This window comes from Parvibaculum sp., from assembly GCF_049671045.1.
Classification (GTDB): Bacteria; Pseudomonadota; Alphaproteobacteria; order Parvibaculales; family Parvibaculaceae; genus Parvibaculum.
On sequence record NZ_JBATUH010000143.1, the window covers coordinates 1 to 6438 of the forward strand.

Annotated in this window: 6 protein-coding genes; all 6 read right to left on the minus strand. The window is 66.9% G+C overall.

Annotated features, from left to right (window positions below; translation table 11 throughout):
* Nucleotides 1-894: Mur ligase family protein (locus WBG82_RS16155; protein ID WP_424425984.1), on the minus strand; the 894-nt coding region annotated here is incomplete at its 3' end.
* On the minus strand, nucleotides 891-2348 hold the full coding sequence (locus tag WBG82_RS16160) for a UDP-N-acetylmuramoyl-L-alanyl-D-glutamate--2,6-diaminopimelate ligase (protein WP_424425994.1): 1458 nt from the start codon (nucleotides 2346-2348) through the stop codon (nucleotides 891-893). The genes WBG82_RS16160 and WBG82_RS16155, both read right to left, overlap by 4 nt.
* Nucleotides 2349-2362: 14 nt before the next feature.
* Nucleotides 2363-4132 carry a peptidoglycan D,D-transpeptidase FtsI family protein gene (locus tag WBG82_RS16165; RefSeq protein ID WP_424425986.1) on the minus strand — a complete coding sequence of 590 codons (1770 nt, stop codon included), beginning with the start codon at nucleotides 4130-4132 and terminating at the stop codon, nucleotides 2363-2365.
* Nucleotides 4129-4503 (minus strand): cell division protein FtsL, encoded by a 375-nt coding sequence (gene ftsL / locus WBG82_RS16170; protein ID WP_424425988.1) that lies wholly within the window; start codon nucleotides 4501-4503, stop codon nucleotides 4129-4131. The genes WBG82_RS16165 and ftsL overlap by 4 nt, the downstream gene beginning before the upstream one ends.
* Entirely contained in the window at nucleotides 4500-5504 is a 1005-nt protein-coding gene (gene rsmH / locus WBG82_RS16175) for a 16S rRNA (cytosine(1402)-N(4))-methyltransferase RsmH (protein WP_424425990.1), read from the minus strand. The genes ftsL and rsmH overlap by 4 nt, the downstream gene beginning before the upstream one ends.
* A complete protein-coding gene (locus tag WBG82_RS16180; RefSeq protein WP_424425992.1) occupies nucleotides 5501-5977 on the minus strand; it encodes a division/cell wall cluster transcriptional repressor MraZ in 477 nt (158 codons plus the stop codon). Before WBG82_RS16180 ends, rsmH begins: the two co-directional genes overlap by 4 nt.
* Nucleotides 5978-6438 lie beyond the last annotated feature (461 nt).

Here is a 6438-nt window from a genome sequence, read left to right on the forward strand (position 1 = left end):
GGCGAGCATGGCGAGACTGTTCATGACGATATGCCGGCCCGGCACGCCGAGCTTGTAGGTCACGGGCTCGCCGCAGATCGTCGCCGAAACGCAGGAGCAATCGTCCTTGAGCACGACCTTCTCGAGGCGGGCATCCGCCTTCTCGTCCTCGCCGAAGGAAATGATGCGGCCTGCACCAGCCGCGCGCGCGCGCTTCTCGAGCCGCGCGAAATGCGGATTGTCGCGGTTGAGGACTGCGACGCCGCCCTTCTGCAATCCATCGAACACCTCGGCCTTCGCGTCGGCGATCTCTTCGACCGAGTTGAAGAAGGCCATATGCACCGCCTCGACCGTGGTGACGAGAGCGACGAAAGGCTCGACGAGCTTCGACAAGGGCGTGATCTCGCCCGGCGCGCTCATGCCGATCTCGAAAATGCCGAAGCGCGTATTGGCCGGCATGCGCGCAAGCGAAAGCGGCACGCCCCAGAGATTGTTGTAGGACGCCGCCGAAGCATGCGTCGCACCCTGCTGCGAAAGGATCATCCGCAGCGCTTCCTTGGTGCCGGTCTTGCCGACGCTGCCCGTGACCGCGACGACCTTGGCGTCCGCGCGATGGCGCGCCGCGCGGCCGAGCGCGTTCAGCGCCTCCAGCGCATCGGGAACGACGACGAGCGGACCCGCCGCGCGCATCGCCGGCGTCACATCCGAAACGATGGCCGCCACGGCGCCACGGCTGAAGGCCGCCTCGACATAGGCGTGGCCGTCGGTGTTCTCGCCCTTGATCGCGACGAAGAGATCGCCCGCCTCGATGGTGCGGCTGTCGATCGAAACGCCCCTGGCGGCCCATTCGCCGCCCTCGGCCTTGCCGCCCGTGGCGGCGATGACATCGGCGCGTGTCCAGAGAGGCGAGGTCATTGCGCGCCTCCGATCTGCCGCACCGCGCCCTCGATTGCCTCATGGTCGGAAAAATGGATCGTGCGTGTGCCGACGATCTGGCCAGTTTCATGCCCCTTGCCCGCAACGATGAGCACATCGCCCGTCTGCAGGTCGCGCACGGCCGCCGCGATCGCCGCGGCGCGATCGCCGATCTCGATGGCGCCGGGCGCGGCGGCCATGATCGCGGCGCGGATCGACGCGGGATCTTCGCTGCGCGGATTGTCGTCGGTCACGTAAACCTTGTCGGCAAGGCGAGCGGCCGCCTCGCCCATTTGCGGGCGCTTGCCCGGATCGCGGTCGCCGCCGCAACCGAAGACGACGACAAGACGCCTCGCCGTGTGCGGCCTGATTGCCTCGAGCAGGTTCACCAGCGCATCGGGCGTATGCGCATAATCGACATAGATCGAGGCACCATTGGGGAGATGCGCGACCTCTTCGAGCCGCCCTTTCGCGCCCCTGATCGTTTCGAGCGCCGCGAAGACGCGCGCGGGCGCGCCCCCGCAACCGATGACGAGGCCGGCCGCCACCAGCGCGTTCGACGCCTGAAAGCCGCCGATCAGCGGCAGGTTCACATTGTAGTTGCGGCCCTCATGGACGAGGTCGAGCGCCTGTCCGCGCGCCGTCGGCTTCGTGCTGAGAAGGCAGATGTCGCGCCCGCGATGGCCGACCGAAATCACCCGGTGGCCACGCGCCCAGGACACCGCCTCGAATTCCGCATAATGCTCGGCATCCGCATTGAGCACCGCGACGCCGCCCGGCGCCATGACCTCTCCGAAGAGGCGGAGCTTGGAATAGGCGTAGTCGTCGAAGGTGTGATGATAGTCGAGATGATCGCGCGTGATGTTGGTGAAGGCGGCGGCCGCGATCTTCACCCCGTCGAGGCGAAATTGCGCGAGCCCGTGGCTCGAGGCCTCCATCGCCAGATGCGTGACCCCCTCATCGGCAAGCTCGGCAAGCTCGGACTGAAGGGTGACGGGATCGGGCGTCGTGTGGCCGAGCGGGCGCTCGCCCCTTGCGGTCACGACGCCGACCGTGCCGAGGCTCGCCGCCTCGACCCCGAGCGACGTCCAGATCTGGCGCACGAAAGTGACGATCGACGTCTTGCCGTTCGTGCCGGTCACGGCGACGACGGTATGCGGCTGCTTGCCGAAGAAACGCGCCGCCATGAGCGCGAGGCGCCGGCGCGGATTGCTGTCGGCGATGACGGGAACGCCCGCCTCGACATCCGCGCCCGCGGAAACGAGGATGGCGGCCGCGCCTTGCGCGATGGCCTGCGGAATGAAGCGCGTTCCATCGACGCGCGTTCCAGGCAACGCCGCGAAGAGGAAACCCGGCTTCACCTCGCGACTGTCCGCCGTCAGGCCGGCAATCTCCGTCGCCCCCCCTTCGGGGAGCGGCGGGAGATCGGAGCCCATGAGCGCCGCGAGCTGCATGTCAGCCAGCATTCCTAATCGCCTGCATTTCCATTCCCCGGCTCGTATGACACGAGCTTCGCTTCGTGGATCATGTCGTTGGGTTGCGGTGTCACCATCGGCGGCAGCCCGAGAAGGGGCGCCACGCGCTTGACGACACGCGCCGTCACCGGCGCCGCGTTCCAGCCGGCCGTCGCATAGCCATATGTCGCTTTCGATCCCTGCGGCTCGTCGAACATGATCAGCATCGCATAACGCGGATCGTTCGCCGGAAACGCGCTCAGAAATGACGAGATCAGCCTGTGCCGCGCATAGCCGCCGGCGACCGCCTTTTCCGCCGTGCCGGTCTTGCCCATCACCGGATAGCCCGGCACATCCGCCTTCTTGCCGGTGCCGTCGGTGACGACGAGACGAAGCAGCGCCTGCATGTCCCTGCTCGTTTCCGACGAGATGAGCCGCGGGCCGGGCTGCGGGTTCGTCTGGCGCATGAAGGTCGGCGTGACTTTGGTGCCGCCGTTCACGATGCCCGCAAGCGCGGCCACGACCTGAATCGGCGTCACGGCGATACCCTGGCCGTAGGAAACCGTGATCGTCGACAATTCGCTCCAGCGCGGCGGCAACAACGGCTCGCCTGCTTCCGGCAGCTCGATCTGCGGGCGCGAGAGAAGGCCGAAGCGGCGCAGATACTCGCGATAGGCGTCCGTGCCAAGCTCGAGCGCGACCTTCGCCGTGCCGATGTTGGAGGAATACATAAATACTTCCGGCAGCGTGAGCCAACGGTTTTCGGCGTGGAAGTCGTGAATGGTGAAACGCGCGTATCGGATGGGCTGGGTCGCATCGAGGCGGCTCGTCATCCGCACCTTTCCGGAATCGAGCGCCGAAGCGAGCGTGACCGCCTTGAAGACCGAGCCGAGTTCATAGACGCCGAGGGTCGCCCGGTTGAAACGCGCCTCATCCGTCACCAGCATCGGGTCGTTGGGATCGAAATCGGGCAGCGAGGAAAGCGCCACCACTTCGCCCGTATGGACGTCCATGATGATGCCGACGGCGGCCTTGGCCTTGAATTCGGCAAGCCCGTTCTCAAGCTCGTTGCGCAGCGCGAACTGGGCCCGCATGTCGATCGAAAGCGCGATCGGCGCGGAACGCTCGCCGCCGCTCCCGCCCTTGCCGAGCAGATCGACCTTGTCGATATAGCGCTCGATGCCCGACGTGCCGTGATTGTCGAGATCGACGGTGCCGAGCACATGCGATGCGTTGTGCCCGTTGGGATAGACGCGCCGCTGCTCGCGGCGGAAGCCGAGCCCCGGAAGCCCGAGATAATGCACGGCATATTGCTGCTTCGGCGTCAGATCGCGCTTCAGCCAGATGAAGGCGCGGCCCGTTTCGAGCTTCGCCGCCACCGCCTCCGGATTGAGGTCGGGAAGCACGGTCGCAAGCTGGCGCGCCGTGTCCTGCGGATCGACGATCGCGCGCCCGTCGGCAAAGAGCGAAGCCGTGACGATATCCGTCGCCATGATTTCGCCATTGCGGTCCACAATGTCGGGGCGGTGGATCGGATCGGCCACATCGGCCGCGGCGCCGCGGGCGCCCCTGTCGCCGCCGACGATGGCAAGCTCGATGAGGCGCGCGCCGACGAGCGAGAAGCAGGCCGCGAAAACGGCGAGCGCGAGGAAGATGCGCCGCTCGGACGGCGAGCGCATGCCCTCCAGCCCGGCACCGCGCGGCTGGCGCGCGCGCGAAACCGCGTCATAGCCAGCAAGCACGACGCGGCCACGGGCGCTCGATTGATTGCGGCGGCCGATCATCTGACCGTCCTTTCCGCCGCGCCGATATCCTGCGGCAGGGAGCCCGCATAGCCGCCCAGCGGCTTGCGGCTCGGCACATAGAAGTCGTCGGTCTTGTGCGGCACGGGAACGTCGCTGAAGGAACCGATCTGGGATGCCTTGAGCGCCTCGAGCGCGGTGTAGCGCTGCGCGAGCTGCTGGAGCCGCTCGGGCTGGTTCAGATAACTCCACTCCGCGCGCAGCACGCGAATGCCCTCCTGCTCGCTGGCAATATCGCGCTCGAGCCGCTGGGCGCGCTTCTGCGCCGCCTCGGCGCGATATTTGATGTCGTAAAGGCCGGCCGCGAGCGCGATGCCGACGATGATGAGAACGATGTTGAAGGTGCGGATCATGCATGGCCCTCCATGAGAGCGGGCATGCGCGCCATGCCGAGCGCGGCAAGATCGAGCGGCAGCGCGGGCGCGGATGTGCGCTCCGCCGCGCGCAGCTTCGCGGAGCGCGCGCGGGGGTTCTCCTCGGCCTCGGCTTCCGACGCCTTCAGCGCCTTGTGCGCGATCTCGCGGAAGGAAGGGGCGACCTCGCTCCGCTCCGGCATGTAACGGCTCGCCCGCGCCGCGCGCCCCGTGCGCGCGGTGAAAAACCGCTTCACGATGCGGTCTTCGAGCGAATGAAAGGTGACGACGGCGAGGCGCCCGCCTTCATGCAGCACCTCTTCCGCGCCGGAAAGGCCGCGCGCCAGCTCGCCCAGCTCGTCATTGACGAAGATGCGCAGCGCCTGAAAGGTCCGCGTGGCGGGGTGGATGCGATCCTGCGGCCGGCGGCCGACGACGCGGGCGACCGTGTCGGCAAGCGCGAGCGTTCGCTCGAAACGCGCCGTCTCCCGCGCCGCCACGATGGCGCGCGCAACGGCGCGGGCGCGCTTCTCCTCGCCATAAACGGCGATGATGCGCGCGAGATCGTGCTCGTCGAACGTGTTGACGACATCGGCGGCGGAAAGCCCCGTCCCGCTCATCCGCATGTCGAGCGGGCCATCCTTCTGAAACGAGAAGCCGCGCTCCGGCTCGTCGATCTGCATCGAGGAGACGCCGATGTCAAAGACGACGCCATCGACCGTCGCATGGCCAAGCTCGCGGACGAGCCGCGCCATGTCGCCGAAGCAGCCCTCGACAAGCGTAAGCCGCTCACCGAATTTCGACTGAAGCTCGCGCCCGCGCAGAATGGCGCTCGGATCGCGGTCGATCGCAAGCACCGCGCAATCGGCGCTGCCGAGTATGGCGCTCGTATAGCCGCCCGCGCCGAACGTGCCGTCGACATAGACGCCGCCATCCCTGGGCTGGAGCACGTCCAGCACATCGGCAAGCATGACGGGGATATGGGGCGCCTGAGCGTTCATCGCGCACCTCCACCCGAACCGAGAGCCAGCGGCGAGCGCAGGAGATCGCCATGCGCGCGCGCCTGCTCCAGCGCCTCGGCGCGGAAGGTCTCATAGGCGCGCGGCTCCCAGATCTGGAACTTCCGGCCCATGCCAACGAAGGTCGCCTCGTCGGTGATGTTCGCATGGGCGCGCAGATCCTCCGGCAGGACGATGCGGCCGTCGCTGTCGAACATCAGCTCGGCGCTGTCGCCAAGAAGGACGGAGGCAAGCAGGTCGCGCTCGCGCGAAAAGGGATCGAGCCGGTCGAGCATCTCGTCGATCACCGCGGAGAAGGCCGGGCCGCACCCTTCGACAAAGGCTCCCTGGATCGAAGGAAAGCAGACGATGCCGCCGAGCCCCTGCGCGATCGTGATCGCGCGAAACTTCGCCGGTACGGAGACGCGGCCCTTCGCATCGATCTTGTTGGTGAAGCGTCCCCGGAACGACTCCATAGGCCGTACTCATTCCCTCTTTCGGGCCACCCGGTCCCCTCGGGTTCGCCCAATCTCCCCGCCCGAGCGGCGAGTGCCAGCCGGGTCGGCTTGGCTACCATCCGGGACATCATGGGATAACATGGGAAAGCATGGGCGTCAACGGGAAAGCCTAGTAATTTCGCGGTTTTCCGCGGTATCTGGCTGTCCCGAAGCAGGATTTAACCGCGCGAATATTTGAGAACAAAAGTAAAACATCGAACCGTGGAAAAGGGCCGGAACGGGGGGAGGCCCGAACTCTCGCGGTGAAGTTTGGCGCCACGAGGTCGGGCTCGTGGCGGGACGGGGGCAGGCGATGCGGGAAAGCAATGTCAGATGGCCTGTAAGCCGGGTTCTGTACCCTTGCGGGCGATGACCATTCATCTGGGACGCCCGTTGCCGGACGCCTCGTGCAACCAACCCGGGCGGCAACCCGGAAACAG

Coding starts and splice junctions, on each gene's coding strand:
- WBG82_RS16160 (WP_424425994.1), bottom strand. CDS start 2,348: ATGCAGCTCGCGGCGCTCATGGGCTCCGATCTCCCGCCGCTCCCCGAA.
- WBG82_RS16165 (WP_424425986.1), bottom strand. CDS start 4,132: ATGATCGGCCGCCGCAATCAATCGAGCGCCCGTGGCCGCGTCGTGCTT.
- ftsL (WP_424425988.1), bottom strand. CDS start 4,503: ATGATCCGCACCTTCAACATCGTTCTCATCATCGTCGGCATCGCGCTC.
- rsmH (WP_424425990.1), bottom strand. CDS start 5,504: ATGAACGCTCAGGCGCCCCATATCCCCGTCATGCTTGCCGATGTGCTG.
- WBG82_RS16180 (WP_424425992.1), bottom strand. CDS start 5,977: ATGGAGTCGTTCCGGGGACGCTTCACCAACAAGATCGATGCGAAGGGC.